The sequence below is a fragment of the Undibacterium sp. FT79W genome (assembly GCF_014284215.1).
Classification (GTDB): Bacteria; Pseudomonadota; Gammaproteobacteria; order Burkholderiales; family Burkholderiaceae_D; genus Undibacterium; species Undibacterium aquatile.
In genome coordinates this window covers 663,416-680,555 of sequence record NZ_JACOGB010000001.1, presented here as the reverse complement: position 1 = coordinate 680,555, position 17,140 = coordinate 663,416, and the positions used below count along the sequence as shown (strand labels likewise).

General features: G+C 50.4%; 17 protein-coding genes. 10 read left to right on the top strand and 7 right to left on the bottom strand.

All coding sequences use genetic code 11. The features are described 5' to 3' along the window. Positions 1–70 precede the first annotated feature (70 nt). The 5 genes from H8K38_RS02960 to tkt form a co-directional block, all read right to left on the bottom strand. The gene (locus H8K38_RS02960; RefSeq protein ID WP_186883270.1) at positions 71–529 is read right to left on the bottom strand and encodes a cache domain-containing protein; all 459 of its coding nucleotides are present in this window, start codon (positions 527–529) and stop codon (positions 71–73) included. Between the two features lie 243 nt (positions 530–772). Further along, a complete protein-coding gene (gene lepB, locus H8K38_RS02955; protein WP_186883269.1) occupies positions 773–1,456 on the bottom strand; it encodes a signal peptidase I in 684 nt (227 codons plus the stop codon). A gap of 179 nt (positions 1,457–1,635) precedes the next feature. Then, positions 1,636–2,652, bottom strand: coding sequence for a type I glyceraldehyde-3-phosphate dehydrogenase (gap, locus tag H8K38_RS02950; RefSeq protein WP_186883268.1), 1,017 nt, complete (start codon positions 2,650–2,652; stop codon positions 1,636–1,638). A 67-nt stretch (positions 2,653–2,719) separates the two neighbouring features. Then, positions 2,720–3,328 carry a GNAT family N-acetyltransferase gene (locus tag H8K38_RS02945; protein ID WP_186883267.1) on the bottom strand — a complete coding sequence of 203 codons (609 nt, stop codon included), beginning with the start codon at positions 3,326–3,328 and terminating at the stop codon, positions 2,720–2,722. Between the two features lie 5 nt (positions 3,329–3,333). Continuing rightward, positions 3,334–5,397, bottom strand: a complete 2,064-nt coding sequence (gene tkt, locus H8K38_RS02940) for a transketolase (RefSeq protein WP_255422799.1) — start codon at positions 5,395–5,397, stop codon at positions 3,334–3,336. A 180-nt stretch (positions 5,398–5,577) separates the two neighbouring features. Here tkt and H8K38_RS02935 point away from each other — a divergent pair, with 180 nt between their 5' ends. Then, positions 5,578–6,303: a 16S rRNA (uracil(1498)-N(3))-methyltransferase gene (locus tag H8K38_RS02935; RefSeq protein ID WP_186883265.1), complete on the top strand. Its 726-nt coding sequence runs from the start codon at positions 5,578–5,580 to the stop codon at positions 6,301–6,303. Positions 6,304–6,363: 60 nt separating this feature from the next. Here the strand turns inward: H8K38_RS02935 and H8K38_RS02930 are convergent, their stop codons facing one another. Then, positions 6,364–6,606: a DUF3079 domain-containing protein gene (locus H8K38_RS02930; protein ID WP_186883264.1), complete on the bottom strand. Its 243-nt coding sequence runs from the start codon at positions 6,604–6,606 to the stop codon at positions 6,364–6,366. Between the two features lie 286 nt (positions 6,607–6,892). Here H8K38_RS02930 and H8K38_RS02925 point away from each other — a divergent pair, with 286 nt between their 5' ends. From H8K38_RS02925 to dut, 9 genes are all read left to right on the top strand, one after another. Continuing rightward, positions 6,893–7,546: a DUF5610 domain-containing protein gene (locus H8K38_RS02925; RefSeq protein WP_255422798.1), complete on the top strand. Its 654-nt coding sequence runs from the start codon at positions 6,893–6,895 to the stop codon at positions 7,544–7,546. Between the two features lie 415 nt (positions 7,547–7,961). After that, positions 7,962–9,098 carry a class I SAM-dependent methyltransferase gene (locus tag H8K38_RS02920; protein ID WP_186883263.1) on the top strand — a complete coding sequence of 379 codons (1,137 nt, stop codon included), beginning with the start codon at positions 7,962–7,964 and terminating at the stop codon, positions 9,096–9,098. Positions 9,099–9,192: 94 nt separating this feature from the next. Then, positions 9,193–9,405 carry a hypothetical protein gene (locus H8K38_RS18335; RefSeq protein WP_230407680.1) on the top strand — a complete coding sequence of 71 codons (213 nt, stop codon included), beginning with the start codon at positions 9,193–9,195 and terminating at the stop codon, positions 9,403–9,405. A gap of 22 nt (positions 9,406–9,427) precedes the next feature. After that, positions 9,428–10,126 (top strand): hypothetical protein, encoded by a 699-nt coding sequence (locus H8K38_RS02915; RefSeq protein WP_186883262.1) that lies wholly within the window; start codon positions 9,428–9,430, stop codon positions 10,124–10,126. 173 nt (positions 10,127–10,299) lie between these two features. Beyond that, entirely contained in the window at positions 10,300–11,280 is a 981-nt protein-coding gene (locus tag H8K38_RS02910; RefSeq protein ID WP_186883261.1) for a bifunctional riboflavin kinase/FAD synthetase, read from the top strand. Between the two features lie 52 nt (positions 11,281–11,332). Further along, positions 11,333–14,197: an isoleucine--tRNA ligase gene (gene ileS / locus H8K38_RS02905; RefSeq protein ID WP_186883260.1), complete on the top strand. Its 2,865-nt coding sequence runs from the start codon at positions 11,333–11,335 to the stop codon at positions 14,195–14,197. Between the two features lie 193 nt (positions 14,198–14,390). Then, positions 14,391–14,909 (top strand): signal peptidase II, encoded by a 519-nt coding sequence (gene lspA, locus H8K38_RS02900; RefSeq protein WP_186883259.1) that lies wholly within the window; start codon positions 14,391–14,393, stop codon positions 14,907–14,909. An 18-nt stretch (positions 14,910–14,927) separates the two neighbouring features. Next, positions 14,928–16,130 (top strand): bifunctional phosphopantothenoylcysteine decarboxylase/phosphopantothenate--cysteine ligase CoaBC, encoded by a 1,203-nt coding sequence (coaBC, locus tag H8K38_RS02895; RefSeq protein ID WP_186883363.1) that lies wholly within the window; start codon positions 14,928–14,930, stop codon positions 16,128–16,130. A 47-nt stretch (positions 16,131–16,177) separates the two neighbouring features. Next, a complete protein-coding gene (gene dut, locus H8K38_RS02890; RefSeq protein WP_186883258.1) occupies positions 16,178–16,627 on the top strand; it encodes a dUTP diphosphatase in 450 nt (149 codons plus the stop codon). A 200-nt stretch (positions 16,628–16,827) separates the two neighbouring features. On the opposite strand, the gene H8K38_RS02885 is transcribed toward dut, so the two are convergent. Beyond that, positions 16,828–17,106: a hypothetical protein gene (locus H8K38_RS02885; RefSeq protein WP_186883257.1), complete on the bottom strand. Its 279-nt coding sequence runs from the start codon at positions 17,104–17,106 to the stop codon at positions 16,828–16,830. Positions 17,107–17,140: the final 34 nt, after the last annotated feature.

Sequence of the window (17,140 nt, the reverse complement as noted above, 5' to 3'; positions counted from 1 at the left end):
TAAAAAAACAGCGCTGATCCAGCGCTGTTTTTTTATTGATGGCGAACAGAAGAATCGCCGATTCTATGACTTATTTATACGCACCGCATCCAAGAAAGTAATCGTCATTTTTTTCAAAATAACTGGATTTTGTTTCCAAGCCTTTGGTTACAGGATTCGGCCACTGATAATCAATCCAGCCGTCATTCTTCGTTTTAAGAGCCGCAATCATTTCCTTGATAATCGGTTTTCCCTCAACCTTCAAATCCAGCAAATTTTTGCCTATCATCTTTGGATTAGCGCCATGTGACAGGCTGATGCCGTTCATATCGTAGACAAACAGATACAGATCCCGGTCGTGGAAATCTTTGTTGGATGCGTCATTGAAATCGGCAAACGCTTTTTCTTTTCCAACCTTTTTAATATGGGCAATTCCTTTTTTGACCAAGGCCTGCGCCTCCGCCGTCGAGCCACGCTCATCTTTTGCCATGGCTGTGGTCATAAAAAAGCCCATTACGGCCAACAAAAATAGCTTACTCATTAATTTCATGTCTTATCTCCTGATAACGCCCGACCTGATGCCGATGCATGGTTATTATGTTGCCTTACCGTTCAAATGATTAATGAGTTGTTGCTTGCAGTCCAGTATTAGTCACTGTGCAGCGCAATAAATCTGTCGTACTTTTGATTGTTTTCACAAAAATATACATTTCTAAAAGAACGGCCAATGCACAACGTCAGCAGTGAATCAGGAAATCTGGCATTACAGTCAATACCAGGCTTCAGACCTCTTCTACAGTTTTGCGCCAAATCGCTCGATACGAGGCAAGTAATAATCATCGCCATTCAGAGAAAACATTAAACGCTTCACCTGGCCGGTAATCAGTTCACGTTTTACAAAGCCGATGTAACGCGAATCTTTGCTGTTATCACGATTATCGCCAAGCATCAGGTACTCGCCATCAGGCACGCGAACCGGGCCAAAGTTACGCATAGATGCGCGTTCAGGCATCACAATGATGTGATGATTGAGGCTGCCAAGCTGCTCTTTATATACTTGCTGCAGCCCGCTATATTCGCGTTGCGGAGTCAGGTGATCGGCCGTTGCAAGTTTTGTCGGCTCATAATTGGCTGCCTGACCGTTAATGAGTAAATGCTCATCACGCATTTCAACCACATCGCCCGGGATTGCGATCAGGCGCTTCACCAGCCGGGTACCATCTTCCGGGGATGAAAAAGTCACGACATCACCACGCTGGGGATCAGACACATGCTTGAGAATGACATCCGTTAAAGGCAACTTGATATCGTAAGCGATGCGATCACAAATCACTCTGTCGCCCTCAAGCAGGGTCGGATACATGGAGCTTGACGGCACAAGGTAATAATCAGCAAGAGCACCACGTACCAGCGCCATCCCTAACATGAAAACGATAAAGCCTTTATTCTGTGAAAACAGTTTCTTCAATTTCATCATACGGCTCCTGTTATGTAATGATTGCTGTGATGTGTCGCATTTCTACAGAGTAGGCAGTAGTTACACAAGACTGCTCCTTTCATCTTGCATTGAACTTTGACAAATTCAAGTATTCTGAATTCGTTGGACAAAAAAATACCCCGAAAGTTCGGGGTATTTTTTGAAATCAAAACGCGGAGTTATTTTGCGCTCATCAGTGCAACAGTCGTGTCGAGCATACGGTTGGAGAAGCCCCACTCGTTGTCATACCAGCTGGATACTTTTACCAAACGGCCGCCATTCACTTTCGTCAATGTTTCGTCGTAGGTGGAAGAAGCAGGGTTGTGGTTGAAGTCAACCGACACCAACGGTGCTTTGTTGTAGTCCAGGATGCCTTTCAAGGCGCCTTCGGATGCGTCTTTCAATACTTTGTTGATTTCTTCAACTGTCGTATCGCGTTTTGCGATGAAAGTCAGATCAACCACAGAAACGTTGATGGTTGGAACGCGCATTGCGTAACCATCCAATTTACCGTTCAACTCTGGCAATACCAAACCAACTGCAGCGGCTGCACCTGTTTTGGTTGGAATCATGCTCATCGTTGCAGAACGTGCACGACGCAGATCTTCATGCATCACGTCTGTCAGCACCTGGTCATTGGTGTAAGCATGGATGGTTGTCATCAAACCGCTTTCGATACCGATCGCGTCGTTCAATGGTTTTGCCAGTGGTGCCAGGCAATTCGTCGTGCAAGAAGCGTTAGAGATCACAGTGTCTGTGGATTTCAACACGCCATGGTTCACGCCATAAACAACGGTTGCATCAACATCTTTACCTCCAGGTGCGGAAATGATGACTTTCTTTGCGCCGCCAGCCAGATGGGCAGATGCTTTTTCTTTGGTTGTGAAGAAACCGGTGCATTCCAGCACGACGTCAACATTCAGCTCACCCCAAGGAATGTTCGCCGGATTGCGCTCTGCAAATACTTTGATCTTGTCGCCATTGACGATCATGGAGTCGCCTTCAACCACGACGGTGCCTGGGAACTTGCCGTGGGCTGTGTCATAGCGTGTCAGGTGAGCATTGGATTCTGCATTACCGAGGTCGTTGATCGCGACGATCTGGATCTCGTTCTTGAACTTACCACCTTCATAGTGAGCGCGAAGGATGTTGCGGCCGATACGGCCATAGCCGTTGATTGCGACGCGAATCGTCATGGTTTTATCTCCAAAGGACTAAACAACAATAAAAGAACAATAAAAATCAAACTATTTTGCAAAAATCTCAGTGTACTGCACTCGATGTCGGCATCGCATGCACCGATGCCATCAGCACCGATAAATCGCGCCAGCCGTAACCGACTTCTTTCAAATCGATGCCATCCCAGGTAAATGCCTGTTCATGCAGTAAAGTAGCACCCAGATCTTCGTAAAAATTGCGGGCAATGGCATTTCCTGAAATCACCCAGACCAGCAAATTATCAGCGCCCTGCGCTTGCAATGTACGGGCGACCTTTTGCAGCAGACGACGACCAATGCCAGAACGCTGCCACGCCGGACGCAGATAAATTGCGGTCAATTCTGCGCGCATTCCCAACTTCGGTTCTGGCAACAACATGCCCGAAGCAAAGCCGATAATGTGTCCTTCGCTTTCAGCAACGTACACGCACACGCGGTCACCTGCAGCAGGCAAGGCCTCCAGTATCTGCTTCCAATGCAGGAAACTATCCTCAATACGCATCTGATCCAGATACGTATCCGGAATCATGCCGCGGTAGGTGGTTTGCCAGCTTTCCACACGCACGGCGGCGATTGCTTCTGCGTCCGCCACAGTAGCACGACGCAGACTGACTTCTTTGATAAGGCTCACAGTGCTGTCAACTAAATCTGTCATCGTACTCAAGCCAGCGTCGCCTTGACCTTGGCGACCACATTTTCAACTGTAAAGCCAAAATACTTAAACAAGACACCTGCCGGAGCGGATTCGCCAAACGTGTCGATACCGACGACAGCACCTTCCAGACCAACATATTTGTACCAGAAGTCAGTTACGCCAGCTTCAATCGCAATACGTGGCAAACCCTTACCCAACACCGCAGTTTTGTACGCAGCATCCTGACGATCAAATACATCTGTCGATGGAATGGACACCACGCGCACTGCGATACCCTGTTCTGCCAATGCGGCTGCGGATTTAACGGCCAGCTCGATTTCAGAACCGGTTGCGATCAGCACCGCTTTCGCATCTGCTGCATCTTGCAGAACATAGCCACCACGCTGAATGTCAGCGATCTGCTGTGCCGTACGTTCCTGATATGGCAAATTCTGACGCGAGAAAATCAAGGTCGATGGGCCGTCGTTACGTTTAACCGCATGCGCCCAGGCCGCAGCAGATTCCACGGTATCGCACGGACGCCAGTTATCCAGATTCGGGATCAAACGCATACTGGAAACGTGCTCAACCGATTGATGGGTAGGACCATCTTCACCGAGACCGATAGAATCATGCGTGAACACAAACAGCGTACGGATTTTCATCAGCGCTGCCATGCGGATCGCATTGCGGCTGTAATCAGAGAAAGTCAGGAAAGTCGCGCCGAAAGGAATATAACCGCCATGCAAAGCGATACCGTTCATGATCGCGCTCATACCGAATTCGCGCACACCGTAATTGATATGATTACCGGCCTGATTACCACGTACCGCGACGCATTCTTTCCAGTTAGTCAGGTTAGAACCGGTCAAATCGGCAGAGCCGCCGAGGAATTCTGGCAGCGATGGTGCAAATGACTGAATCGCGTTCTGGCTGGCTTTGCGGGTAGCGATATTTTCTTTTTTCTCGACGCAGGCGGCGATGGCATTTGCCACGACCTCATCAAAATTCGCTGGCAAATCACCCTTCATACGGCGTGTCAGTTCAGCTGCTTTTTGCGGGAATTGTGCGGTGTAAGCAGTGAATTGTGCATTCCAGTCAGCTTCAGCTTTGGCGCCGTCTGCTTTCGCATCCCAAGCGGCATACACATCTGCAGGAATCTCAAACGGTGCATATTCCCAGCCGATATGAGCGCGTACGGCAGCAATTTCTTTATCGCCCAACGCTGCACCGTGCACATTGTGCGTGCCTTCCATGTTAGGCGAGCCTTTACCGATCACGGTTTTGCAGCAGATCAGCGTTGGTTTGGCCGATGTTTTTGCAGCTGCAATCGCAGCATCCACCGCTTTTGCATCGTGACCATCAACGGCGCGGATGACGTTCCAGCCATACGCTTCAAAACGCTTAGGCGTGTCGTCAGTGAACCAGCCTTCTACGTGGCCATCAATTGAAATGCCGTTGTCATCCCAGAAAGCAATTAATTTATTCAGTTGCAACGTACCGGCCAGCGAGCATGCTTCGTGAGAGATACCTTCCATCAGGCAGCCATCGCCCATGAACACATAGGTGTAGTGATCAATCACGGGCAATCCATCCTGATTGAATTCGGCTGCCAATAATTTTTCAGCCAGCGCCATACCGACTGCGTTGGTAATGCCTTGTCCCAACGGGCCGGTAGTGGTTTCCACGCCTGGCGTGACATGCACCTCCGGGTGTCCTGCTGTTTTCGAATGCAGCTGACGGAAATTTTTAATTTCATCCATAGACAGGTCGTAGCCTGTCAGATGCAGCAAGGAGTAATGCAGCATCGAACCATGTCCATTCGAGAGCACAAAACGGTCGCGGTTAATCCATTGCGGATTCGATGGATTATGACGGTAGTGGCCTTTCCACAATGCCACAGCAATATCTGCCATGCCCATAGGCGCACCCGGATGACCGGAATTAGCTTTTTGTACTGCATCCATAGACAAGGCACGAATTGCGCTTGCCATCTTAGTGATTATTGCTGGCTGGAGAGATGAAATCATGGCGATAGAAGGTATAGATGAGGAAACGGGTGTTAGCGAGCGTCTTTGAATAAACGACATTCAAGGCTCTGCAAAGCCCGTTATTTTACCAGAGCACGGCGTCACACAATACAATTGCGACTTTTACATTACCTGCAGAACTTATGGATAGCTCGCATCTGAGTTCGATGACTTAAGAGAGATGGATTGCGTGCGTCCCTGATTTATAATCCTCTTTTGCTCCGTTCCAGCCATTCTTTTATGCCACGTTTTTTCTGCCCTGTTCCGCTTACCGTTGGTGCTGTTATCGATTTGCCGGAAACGGTAGCACATCATGTTTTTGTTTTACGTCTGCAAACCGGAGACACCATACAACTGTTTAACGGCGAGGGCGGCTGCTATGTTGCCAGCATCGTCGATATCACGAAGAAAAGGGCAAGCGCAGAACTGAAAGTATTTTTACCCGAAGAAGTTGAACTGCCTTACAGCCTGACGCTGGCGCAAGCGTTACCGGAAGGCAGCAAGATGGATTGGATCATAGAAAAAGCGATGGAGTTAGGAATCTCGTCGATTCAACCGCTCGCTTCACAACGCTGCGTCGTGCGCTTGTCGGCAGAACGGGCAGAAAAAAAACTCAGTCACTGGGAAGGCATCATCGTCGCCGCTGCCGAGCAATCCGGTCGTAATCGACTTGCGCATCTTTCGGCACCGCTGGATCTGGGAAAATGGCTGGGGCAACAGGATATACATCAACGGATCATGCTTTCGCCGCGCGCCGATCAATCGCTGGCCGAATGGACAAAACATCGCGCTCCGCAGGCGGTCAGCTTACTGATAGGTCCTGAGGGTGGATTTACTGAAGAGGAAGAAGACATGGCGACCAGACAAGGTGTAATCGCATTGTCAATGGGACCACGAATTCTACGCACAGAAACTGCCGGTCTGGCGGCCATCGCGGCGATCAATGCAGCATGGGGCGGAATGTAACCTCAAAAATGTGAGCAATACCAGCTAGTGCTATTTTTATTGCTATTGTTATTGTTATTGTTAAACGCGAGTGTGGATATCGGTGTTCACAGTGGCATCGGCGTTATCGATCTTGTCCGCAGGAACAATCTCGATCACCACCTTCGGTTCCCACGCCTGCCAGTCGTCGCCAAATAATTCAGCAGGATGTGCAGTGCGATCGGCACCATTTCCACAACGCATAGCGTCGGCCGGGCAGTATTCATCACAACCCCAGCAGATACGCTCAGGATTCTTGGGTTGCACAGGAAACTTTTTTGCCATCGTCGCCACCGTTTCAATGCCTTAGTTTCATCTTACCCTGTCCGGCAAGACACTTCCTTGATCCAGGACTAGTTTTGGCGAGCCTCAATCATCTGGTTACAACAAACGCCTTAGCAATCGGGGAAACGAGAGCTTCCATGCGCAAGAGGTAATACGGAGACGATCCACGTTGACACAGCACAAAGTTGCTTAAAAATAAGTCACAAGAAAGTTATAGAAACGGCGTTTTCTGTCGTTAAGCAAAGACAGAGGTATTCGTCTCTGAACTTATTCTGAGGAGCGCAAAATGGATCTGAGTGTATCGGGCGTCAACACAAGTACGCCGACAGTATCTGCAAAACCATCAACGACCGTCAAACGAGCAGATAGTAATGGCGAGAATGCCAGCAATGCTGTCGCGAGCGACAAAGTCAGCCTCGATTCCAGTTCCGCCGCAAAAGACTCGCCAGTCTATGCAGATCCGAGAACCAAGACATCCTCAAGCTCGGATGTTGCCGCTGCAGTCGAAGAAGCCAATCGCAAGGCGCAACAAATCACGGATTTAATTAAATCTGCAGTGCAGCAGCAAGGTTTGCAATTATCCAAAGTTGTCAGCGGCGAACAAAAAATCACTGCGTCGGCCGACGACATCAAGGCGGCGCAGGCAGCGATTGCCGACGGCGGTGAGTTCAGTGCACAAAAAACCGCAGAGCGCATTCTGACCTTTGCCAAAGCCGCCATCGGTGGCGACCCGGCGAAATTGCAGAAAATTCGCGATGCTGTAGAAAAGGGCTTCAAGGAAGCCGCCGATATCCTTGGCGGCAGCCTGCCAGACATCAGTCAGCAGACTTTAAAAGCTGTTCGCGCAGAATTTGATCGCTGGCAATCACAAGGCTTACCGACTGGTGATACGGTCAGTTTATCGTCCCCGGCGCAAGCATCGTCGGACATTAAAAAATAGCATTCATTACATAAAAAAAGCCGCTGCCGTCGAGATGGCGGCAGCGGCTTTTTCTATTCTTTCTTTTGCTATGTCAATACAGCCTCCGGTATAGATTCACATTGGACATGCCAAATGCTTCGCAAGGCTGCCTGCAATCTCCTTATTTCTATTTCCATATACTGGGAGGGAGTATCTTTAAAAACAGGCTGATTGTCCCATTAAAATAGGGGCCTTTAAAATATACTCCCCCCCAATAAAAACTACCGACAGTATCGCCGTATCCAGCTTCCGTGCGGTCGCATCACTCTTACGTTGTTGACGAGAATACACTGAAGGCGACACTTTGTTTGCTACACTGCCGGCTCAGGTACAATCGCGCCCCGGCACGCGACCCAGCGCGCAACATCACTATTCAAAAAATAACAGGCTCAGCATGAATTTACCTTCTCCACAATTGCAATGGACAGAAAACGACGAAGTACGCAGTTGTCGCTGGCATGCTGAGAATGGCACACCGCCACCAAAGCGGGTACAGATCGCCGATGACCGCATGAGCACAGAAGTCGCCTACAAGCTGGCGTGCGAAGGAACCGCCTTGTTGTGGCGCGGCGATTTTCAGAATGCCAAACAATTATTACAGGCGCTCGCCCGTCGCATCGACAAGAAACCCGCTGCTAAAAAAACGAAAGTGGCAGCGACTGCCGCCGACGCCTTCCATTTACACCGTCAGGCTCAATCCCAGCGCGCGCGGGTGCTGGCGATGGTATTGATTCCATTCGAGGCGGATTACCGTATTCCCCTGCGCCGCGCGCCAGATGTTGTTACTGCCTGCACTGAAGCCTATGGCGCATCTGACACCGCATTTGTCACCTCATTACGTGAATTGCTAGGCATCATCGGCGCCCATGAATGGCGTAAAAATGGCGTGGACATTGCGGCACTGGGCGCAAAAATCCATCCGCATTACGGCGTGTTTTCCCCCGTGCGCGGTGAATACCTCGATCTGCTGGCAAAAGCGCCTTTGCCCTCGACCGAACTGGCATTCGATATCGGCACCGGTACTGGCGTCGTCTCGGCGCTGCTGGCAAAACGTGGCATCAGAAAAATTGTCGCAACCGACCTCGACCCGCGCGCCTTGCGTTGCGCCAGCGACAATCTCGAACGGCTTGGATTAACAACGCAAGTCGAATTGCAGCAGACTGATTTATTTCCCGCCGGTAAAGCACCGCTGATCGTCTGTAACCCGCCATGGTTGCCAGCACGTCCGAATTCCGCTATCGAGCATGCCATCTATGATCAGGAAAGCAGCATGTTGCGTGGCTTTCTGGCCGGTGTTGCCGACCATCTGGAAGCCAGCGGCGAAGCCTGGCTGATCATGTCGGATTTTGCCGAACATCTGGGCTTACGCACGCAGACTGAACTATGGGACTGGATAACCGCCGCCGGTCTCGTTGTCGCAGGCAAAATGGATATCAAGCCACGCCATCCTAAATCCACCGACAGCAGCGACCCCTTGCATGCGGCGCGGGTAAAAGAAGTGACTTCGTTGTGGCGTCTGAAATTAAAATAAACCGTGACATCGCCATCACACATCGGGAATTCACCATCAGTCATTCACAGCATCATACTTAACTTAATTTTCTTCCGCACACCAACTCACCATCATGAATAAACCAGCCCGCATCCTGACTTTCAAATGTAAAAAATGCAGTAAATCTGTTCAGGTATTTTTGCAGAAAGTTTCTGCCTGCTCGCACATACAACCCTATCAGGGCATCTGCACCTGCGGCGAAGTCATGAAGCACGCGACAGGTAATAAAGAGGCGGTCGAGTCCTACCTAAGTTCAAACGACGTCACCTGGTCACACCATCACTAAGATAACTCACTGAAAAACAGTCATGCCCACACCTCCATCGCAAGCAGTACAATGGCTGAAAGATGCACAAGCAGCCGTTGCAAGACAAGAACCGACGTTAGCGTTAGAGAAATATCTGCAGTTTTTTGAGCATGCGCTGGAGGAAAATCCTGCACTCAGTGCTGTCAGGCTTTCGTTTTGTCTGAGTGGGTGGGCTGATCTGGGGAAAAACTATCCGCCAGCACAACTGAAATTGGAACAGTATTGCGAGCAAAGCCTGCAGCAGTTCATGGCGACGGGCATTGCTTCTGATTTCCACGATTACCTCGCGATTTGTCGTTACATCGAAAAATCTGACGCGGCACTCGACACGTTTTGCCGGATTCACGAGAGCCACCCGGCTCTGGCGGCCAGCGTTCACGACCTGATTTGGGAGCAACTGGTCCAAGCAAAAAAATGGATCATCTGCGCCAGCTATCTGGACGATTATCAGAAAAAGTATGAGCTGGCATTAGACGTGTATCTGGGTTCGATGAGAGTCGCGCAAAAGCATCCCGACACCGGCGACGAATTCATTACAATCAGCCTACAGCGATTCGCAGACAATATCCGCCATTTAATCTCCGCGCTCGAACATACTGGTCGGCAGCAACAGGCAGACGACATTTGCGGGCGTGCAAATCAGGCAATCATCACGCATCAGATTGCGCTTGATTCCTTCACCTGCGCTGGCAGGAAGTAGCAATAACTCTCAGCACAAACGAAAAACGACCGTGCCAATGCGGCAAATATGTGCGATGAATGCAAAGAAAGCGCGCAGAAACGCACTGAATCCATCCGGAATTCGCGTTTTACACGGCTGCTATGAGCGAAAGCATTTATAATCTACCGCTTTGCAGCCGTTTTCTGGACACAATGAAGGTATTTCGCGGACTTCCGAATGCAGCCTCCCGTGCCGCTTGTGCATTGGCGATAGGCAACTTTGATGGGGTGCATCTTGGTCATCAGACTTTGCTCGCCCACCTGCGCGACGCCGCTGATCGTCTCGGTATCGAGGCTGCAGTGATGACGTTTGAACCACATCCCCGTGCATTCTTTGCCAAACTGGCTGGCGATTTATCGAAAGCACCGGCACGAATTGCCAATCTGCGTGACAACCTGACTTCGCTGCAAAACGCCAATGTCGATCGCGTGATCGTCGAACATTTCAATGCCCATTTTGCCTCTCTGTCGCCGCAGGACTTTATAGAAAAAGTGCTGGTCGAAGGTTTGCATGTGAAATGGCTGATGGTGGGTGAAGATTTCTGCTTCGGTGCCAAACGCGCCGGCAGTATCGCAATGCTGGAAGCTGCTGGTAAAGTCCACGGCTTTGAGGTCGTGACTTTAGCTTCGGTGCAAAATAAAGGCGTCAGAATCTCCTCCTCGGCCGTTCGCGCCGCGTTAGTGCAAGGTGACTTTGACGAAGCCCAGGCATTGCTTGGCCACCCTTACCGTATTTCTGGTCATGTGATACACGGGCAAAAACTGGGTCGTACGATTGGTTTTCCGACGCTGAATTTACGCATCGCGCATCATCGCCCTGCCCTGACCGGTATTTTTATTGTGCAGGTACATGGCCTCGCCGCTCAGCCGCTGCCTGCCGTCGCCAGTCTGGGCGTGCGCCCTACCGTGGATGATAGTGGTCGCGTGCTGTTGGAAACGCATGTGTTCGACTACAGCGGCAATGCTTACGGCAACATCGTACAGATCGAGTTTTTACAGAAACTGCGTGACGAAGAGAAATATAGCGATCTGGAAACACTGACAGCCGCGATTCAGCGTGACGCCGATCAGGCGCGTTCTTATTTCGGAGTAACGACACGCATCCCCGCCAGTAACGCTACTGACCGAATTTGAAGAAACACCGTACGGCTTTTCTTCTTCCTCTCTCTTTACAAGAAAATTCATCATGTCTGAAAACAAAGCGGCTAAATCTGCCAATAAATATCCGGTCAACATGACCGAAACCGCCTTCCCTATGCGTGGCGACCTCGCCAAACGCGAACCTAAATGGGTCAAGGAATGGCAGGACAAAAAAATTTATGAACGTGTGCGCAAGGCTGCTGCCGGTCGTCCAAAATTCATCCTGCATGACGGCCCACCATACGCCAATGGCGATATCCATCTGGGTCATGCTGTCAACAAGATATTGAAAGACATGATCATCAAAGCCCGCACTATGGCTGGCTTTGATGCACCGTATGTACCTGGCTGGGATTGCCACGGTATGCCGATTGAAATTCAGGTCGAAAAGCTGTTTGGCAAAAACCTGCCAGTGGCCGAAGTGCATGCCAAAGCGCGCGCGTATGCGAATGAACAGATAGAAAAACAAAAAGCCGGCTTTATCCGTCTGGGCGTTCTGGGTGAATGGGATAATCCCTACAAGACTATGGCATTCGGCAATGAAGCCGATGAATTGCGTGCACTCGGCAAATTACTGGAAAAAGGCTATGTCTATCGCGGCCTGAAGCCAGTCAACTGGTGTTTTGACTGCGGCTCTGCACTGGCTGAAGCTGAAGTCGAATACGAAAACAAACGCGATCCATCCATCGATGTCGGTTTCCCGTTTGCGGAACACAACAAACTGGCTGCGGCCTTCAAACTGGATAAGCTGCCACTGGATAAAGGCTATTGCGTGATCTGGACCACAACGCCGTGGACCATCCCGTCGAATCAGGCATTGAACATGCATCCTGAAATCACTTACGCACTGGTCAAGACCCAGCGCGACGGTGAAGACATCCTGCTGATACTGGCAAAAGACCTGGTCGAAGCCTGCCTGACTAACTACGGACTGACTGGCGAAATCATCGCCACCTGTCTGGGTGCAGATTTATCCGAAATTAAATTTAAACATCCGCTGGCGGCAATGGATGCGGGCTATGACCGTTTCTCTCCGGTCTATCTGGGTGATTACGTCAGTACCGAAACCGGTACCGGCGTGGTTCACTCTGCACCAGCCTACGGTATAGAAGATTTCCAGTCATGCAAAGCGCATGGCATGAAAGACGACGACATCATCGCCCCTGTCATGGGTGATGGCAGATTCGCGTCCAGCCTGCCTTTCTTCGCTGGTATGACAATCTGGGAAGCGTCCAAGCCTATCTGCGAAAAACTGAAAGAAGCGGGTACATTGTTCTCGCTGAAAATGTTTGACCATAGCTACATGCATTGCTGGCGTCATAAAACGCCGATCATCTATCGTGCCACTTCCCAGTGGTTTGCCAGCATGGACAATACGCCCACAGCGGGTGGCGACAGTCTGCGTCAGACTGCATTGAAAGCCATCGATGAAACAGCATTCTTCCCCGCGTGGGGTAAGGCACGTTTGCATGGCATGATCGCCAACCGCCCTGACTGGACCTTGTCACGTCAGCGTCAATGGGGCGTACCGATGGCGTTCTTCCTGCATAAGGAAACCGGCCAGTTGCATCCACGCACGCCAGAATTGCTGGAACAGATCGCTCTGCGCATGGAAAAAGAAGGTATCGAAGCCTGGCAAAAAATCGAAGTCGCGGATTTGCTTGGCGATGAAGCAGATATGTACGTGAAAAACCGCGACACGCTGGATGTCTGGTTTGATTCCGGCGTAACACATCAGACTGTCTTACGTGGTTCACACAAACAACAACTACAGTTCCCTGCTGACCTGTACCTCGAAGGCTCTGATCAGCATCGCGGCTGGTTCCACTCCTCGCTGTTGACTGCATCCATGCTGGATGGACGTGCGCCTTACAAAGCCTTGCTGACACATGGTTTTACTGTCGATGGCGAAGGTAAAAAAATGTCCAAATCTTTGGGCAATACCTTAGCGCCGCAAAAAATATCCGACACACTCGGCGCAGACATCCTGCGCCTGTGGGTCGCGTCGTCTGATTATTCCGGTGAACTGTCGATTTCTGACGAAATCCTGAAACGTGTGACGGAAGCTTATCGCCGCATCCGCAACACCTTGCGCTTCTTGCTGGCGAATACGTCGGATTTTGATGCGGCAAAAGATGCGGTCGCGATCAATGACCTGCTGGAAATCGACCGCTACGCAATCGCCAATATGGCAGCGTTGCAGAAAGATATCCTGGCGCATTTTGATGCGTTTGAATTCCACCCTGTGGTCAGCAAATTGCAGTCTTTCTGCTCAGAAGATCTCGGTGGTTTCTACCTCGATATTCTGAAAGATCGTCTGTACACCAGCGGTACGACCTCGCATGCGCGTCGTTCGGCACAAACAGCAATCTGGCATATCACGCAATCGTTGCTGCGTCTGATGGCACCGATGCTGTCGTTCACTGCAGAAGAAGCATGGCAATTCTTTGCCGCAGCCGATGCCTACAAAGACAGCGACGAAACCATCTTCACACAAACCTATTACCAGTTACCGGAAATCGCCGATGCTGCAACCTTGCTCGGCAAATTCAATACCTTGCGTGCAGTGCGTACGGATGTGACCAAACAACTGGAAGAAGTACGTGTATCTGGTGCAATCGGCTCATCACTGCAAGCAGAAGTCGCAATCAAAGCTGCAGGAGACAAATTTGCGGTGCTGAGCAGTCTGGCAGACGATTTGAAATTTACGCTGATCACCTCTGCTGCCACAGTTGAGCAAGTCGCGACAGAGGCGGAAGAAGCCGTCGTCGTGACACCGTCCAAATATGAAAAATGCGAGCGCTGCTGGCATTATCGTGCAGACGTTGGCAGCCATACCGAGCACACAGGCTTGTGTGGCCGCTGCGTCAGCAATTTGTTTGGTGCGGGTGAAACGCGTCGTTTCGCGTAATTTTCAATACAGATAAACAAGGTGGAGCAGAACATCATCTGCCCGTCTTGTTTAAATGAAGGACAGACGCAAAATTGTTCCGGCGAGGCATGATGGCGATATTGCGTAAGTCGGCAAATGAAACTGCTTTAATTTTCTGACATCGCCTGCTTTCAGGTAAGGTTACGCCCATTCTCTTCTTTTCAGACTATCCATGGCTACCAAAAAACGCTCGAATTTCTCTGCTGGCTCAGCTACTTCAAGTTCCTCCCTGATACCCTGGCTGGGTCTGGCGACGATCATTATTCTGTTTGATCAGGTCAGTAAAATCACCATCACCAAATTATTCGCCTATGCTGAATCGCTGAGCATTACCTCGTTTTTTAATCTGACGCTGGTGTATAACAAAGGCGCGGCATTCAGCTTTCTGGCTGCGGAATCTGGTTGGCAGCGCTATTTCTTTACCGCGATAGGGCTGATTGCAGCGGCGTACATTACCTATCTTCTGAAGCGTCATGCAACGCAAAAACTGTTTTGTGCTGCACTGGCGATGATTATGGGCGGTGCGCTGGGAAATGTAATTGACCGCCTGTTGTATGGTCATGTAATTGATTTTCTGGATTTCCATTACCAGGAGATTTATCACTTCCCAGCTTTCAATATTGCCGATAGCGCGATTGTGGTCGGCGCAGCACTGTTCATTCTGGATGAATTGCGTCGCGTCAAAAAATAAGGAGTGCTGAACATGAGTCTGCGACTGGCTGGAAAAAAAATTGTGCTGGGTATGACCGGTGGTGTTGCCTGCTACAAGGTCGCTGAATTAACGCGGGCATTAGGTAAAGCAGGTGCTCACGTACAAGTGGTGATGACGCAGGCCGCAACCCAGTTCATCACACCAGTGACGATGCAAGCCTTGTCAGGCAATACCGTATTTACCGATCAGTGGGATGCGCGCATTCATAACAATATGCCGCATATTGATCTGACGCGCGACGCCGACGCGATCATCATTGCCCCCTGCAGCACCGATTTCATGTTCAAACTCGCGCATGGCGCATGTGACGATTTGCTGTCCACGCTGTGCATCGCCCGGCCTCGTCACGTTCCTTTACTGATCGCCCCGGCAATGAATGTCGAGATGTGGCAAAACGTGGCGACACAACGTAACGTCGCTCAGATTGAAGAGGACGGCATACAGGTTCTGGGGCCCGCTGCAGGCGACCAGGCTTGTGGCGAGACGGGCATGGGACGCATGCTGGAGCCTGAGCAATTACTCACGGAAATCATCGCAGCATTCCAGCCGAAAATACTGGCTGGTAAGCACCTGCTTATCACCGCAGGCCCAACCTTCGAACCTATCGACCCGGTGCGCGGCATCACCAATTTATCTTCAGGAAAAATGGGTTACGCGATTGCGCTTGCTGCCTGGGAAGCCGGTGCACATGTGACCTTGATATCAGGCCCGACCGCTCTCGAAGCGCCGCATGGCGTACGCCGCATCCACGTACAGACCGCGCTGCAAATGCATGATGCCGTGCTGAAAAGCCTCGCACAAAACAAGCAGGATATTTTTGTTGCCGTCGCGGCCGTGGCCGATTGGCGCGTTGCCAATGCAAGTGAGCACAAACTGAAAAAAACGCAGCACGATGACACGCCGCAACTGGTGTTTGCGCAAAACCCGGACATTCTGGCCACCGTTGCCGCGATGCCCGGCGCGCCTTACTGCGTCGGCTTTGCAGCGGAGTCAGAAAATCTGCTGGAACACGGTGCCGCAAAACGTATCAAGAAAAATATACCGCTGTTGGTGGGCAACATCGGTCACCACACGTTCGGCAAAGACGACAATGAACTCGTCTTATTCGACGAGCACGGTCACACCGCGCTGCCACGAGCAGACAAGCAAACGCTGGCAATTCAATTGTTGGCTGAAATCGCGCGACGCTTGCCGCATTAATTAAACAAACTGTTCGCCTCACTTACATTTTCTTTTTCTGAGTTTTTATGAAAAATATCGATCTCAAAATTCTTGATCCCCGCATGAAAGACTTGCTGCCGAGTTATGGCACACCGGGCAGCGCAGGACTGGACTTACGCGCCTGTCTGGACGAGTCTGTCACGATACAACCGGGTGAAACAGTATTGATTCCGACCGGGCTGGCGATCCATATCGCGGACCCGGCTTATGCCGCAATGATTCTGCCACGCAGCGGCATGGGCCATAAAAATGGCATCGTACTGGGAAATCTGGTGGGATTGATCGACTCTGATTACCAAGGTCAGCTGATGATCTCGACCTGGAATCGTGGACACAGTGCGTTCACGTTGAATCCTATGGATAGGCTGGCGCAATTAATTATCGTTCCTGTGGTTCAGGTCGGATTTAACATCGTGGAAGAGTTTGGCGGCAGCGAACGCGGTGACGGCGGTTTTGGCAGTACCGGCAAACATTAAGCAACAGGACGCCAGAAATAAATATACTCCCCCCTGTTTTTTATATTTTCGCCTTTATCCCCGCAGAAAATAAGGGCTCTGAAATATACTCCCGGGAGTATATAAATGGGTAAATACGAAGCTTTGAACGTGTAAACAACATCAACAGCATCCCTGCCCTCGGCGGCAGAGCAAATAAAAACCGGAGCAAGCTCCGGTTTTTATTTTTTCATTTTGCGGCTACGTCCTGCGGATTCGCGCAGTAAGGTGTAATTCCAAGAGTCTTCATGTGGCCCGGAATCCAAAGTGACACAGATCAGAAATGTGTCATCTTCACCTTTAATCCGGCGACCGATTGCCGTATATTTTTTCCCTGCGTCGCGCCGGTCATATACATCGACCTCTACTTCTTTTCCTTCCAGTGCAGCTGGCGACAATACAGCATTAATCGTTTTGGTTGTGTAATCCAGCACATACAACGGTACGACAAAACTACCCATTATGATCTCCCGAGTGTGAACACCGCACATCAGT